We start from the raw sequence: 2,020 nt of genomic DNA, 5'->3' as shown, positions 1-2,020 counted from the left end.
CGATTGAGGTGGTTCAATGCAAACTTGCGAACGTCGCCGGAGAATTCAGAAAGGTGGATCATTCGATGACAATTTGCGCACAGAACGGCGAAGTCGCGTACGGGATCAAGCTCAACCCGAGATGCGGGCAACGTCGCAATCGGGCGTAGGTGATGCGCCTCTATGTAGCCCTGGCCGAGGTCGCCATAGAGTTCTTCAAAGTTGGCTCCGCATGCCTCGCACGTTGTTCCCCTGGCAAGTTTTACTCTCTTGACCAGCGCCCTGTTGCGCTCAATCCGAGTATGAAGCGTTCGCCGCGACGCATCTTCGTGGTTGTCGAAAACCTGTTCGGGCGAGTCCAGTTCATCTTCGTTGATCTGGAATCTTGCCGCTCGTAGCGTCAGCTCGGCATACAGTCCCAAGATTTCGCTGAGGTCTCGACAGAGCTCGTCATCACCGGGCACGCTGCCAGATTCGTAGTACGCGGCACAAATAACCCCAGCTTCGTAGAACGAAGTGATGCTTGAGCTGGAAGATGGGGATAGATCGATTTTATGAAGCTTGAAGGTTTGGGAGCGCGTTCCTACAAGCGCGCGGTAGTGCGCTGCGCTGCTTCTGAGGGCGGTTTTGGCATCGGATCGATAGTTTCTCCGAGCTTCGGTCATCGCCTGGACGAGTGTCAGGTACACCCCTTTCATGTCTTCCCGGAATAGGAGGCATACGTAATAGCCGCTTTGTGCTGTGGTGGTAACGGTCCTGTCTAGAATTGCTAGCCACGGACCTGCCGCCCAGTTTCCGTTACCTACGCTGCCCTTTACGATCAAGCCACGCGCCGCCTCGCCGAGCATTCGAGTGACCAAGCCGGGGAGCTCCCGGCGGATGAACTGCGCAAGTGGATGATTTGTTAGTTCGCTCGCGGTTGCGGACGAATACTCGTCCAGTACGCGCTGCACTCCGCGCGACACTGAGGCACTTTCGTTCCGTGCGTCAGTTGCGCTCGCCTGCGTCGCTTCGCTGCTTTGTTGATCAGCCATTAGGCTCCCCCCCCTCTTGATGAGAAGTATCTCAGCATTCAAATGCTGAGCAAGGGGAATCCACGGATCGGGCGCTCGTAGTCCCGAATATTCATGGAAATCAGCGATCTATCGCCGTCTTGGCATACCAAGCGAGATCGCGGCCCGTGCGTTTGAGCGAGGGTCGCTCCACAGAGGGGCCCGTCTGTGCTTTGAGCTCAAGTGTTTGGGAGCGCGGCGGCTCTCGCGCTAGATCGCCAGGTTTCCTAAACCCCGCCCGGCGCAGACAAGATTTGTCGTGGAGAGCCCGGTACGCGCATTGGCAAACTGCCGCGCACCGCGATTCGTGACGTGGGTCCGAATGCTCGAACTAGTCACGGCCGTGGGGGTTCGAAGGTTCGAGGTACGCAGTACCTTCCCTCCTCTGCTAGGTCGCAAATGGAATGGCTGTAGGTAAATTCGGCAGCAACATGCCTCACCTCTCTAACGGCCGTCCAACCTATTCGCCCCACCGCCAAATCGGATGACAGGGTAATGATCCGAGTCTCCTCGAGTGCAGGGAATCCTGGGGCGCCATGCGGTTGAGCAGGGGGCGTCGAACAAACCAGCAGACAGCGTGCTTCATACGGTGCCGAGGTCGTTGCGCATCCGCTTGCCGGACCCTGGCGCACGCATCGCTGGAATCAGTTGAATTCGGATTTTTGGATGAGCGTTCAGTAGTCTGGACATCCGGTCGATCGACGCAATTCTGTACCCGAATGACTTGGCCGGTCAGGGCCTTTGGGTGGCCAGGCGCGGAATGTCCTTATGGCGTTCGTCCTCTGTCAGTTCGAGAGCGTCGATATGGAGCGGACGCTCGAGATGCTGTCTGGGTGCAACGGGTCCGGTCTTGGGTGAAGTCAAGCAATGGTCCTCTGGCGGCGGCAGGGATCTACTGGCCCACCTGCAAGGCACTATATCGCACGCAAGGAAGACAATTGATGCCGTTGGCGTGGGCCCAGCTATTGGGGGCGTGATCAGCAAATGCG

General features: G+C 57.7%; 1 protein-coding gene. It reads right to left on the bottom strand.

Features of this window, described 5'->3' with window-relative positions; all coding sequences use genetic code 11:
* On the bottom strand, nt 1–1,013 hold a 1,013-nt coding region (locus AC1DVF_RS29105; protein ID WP_477783615.1), incomplete at its 3' end, for an MrcB family domain-containing protein.
* Between the last annotated feature and the right edge of the window lie 1,007 nt (nt 1,014–2,020).

This window comes from Pseudomonas sp. P4_D7 (assembly GCF_056401755.1).
Note: the sequence above shows the minus strand (reverse complement) of the source record. Positions and strands in the feature narration are given on the sequence as shown.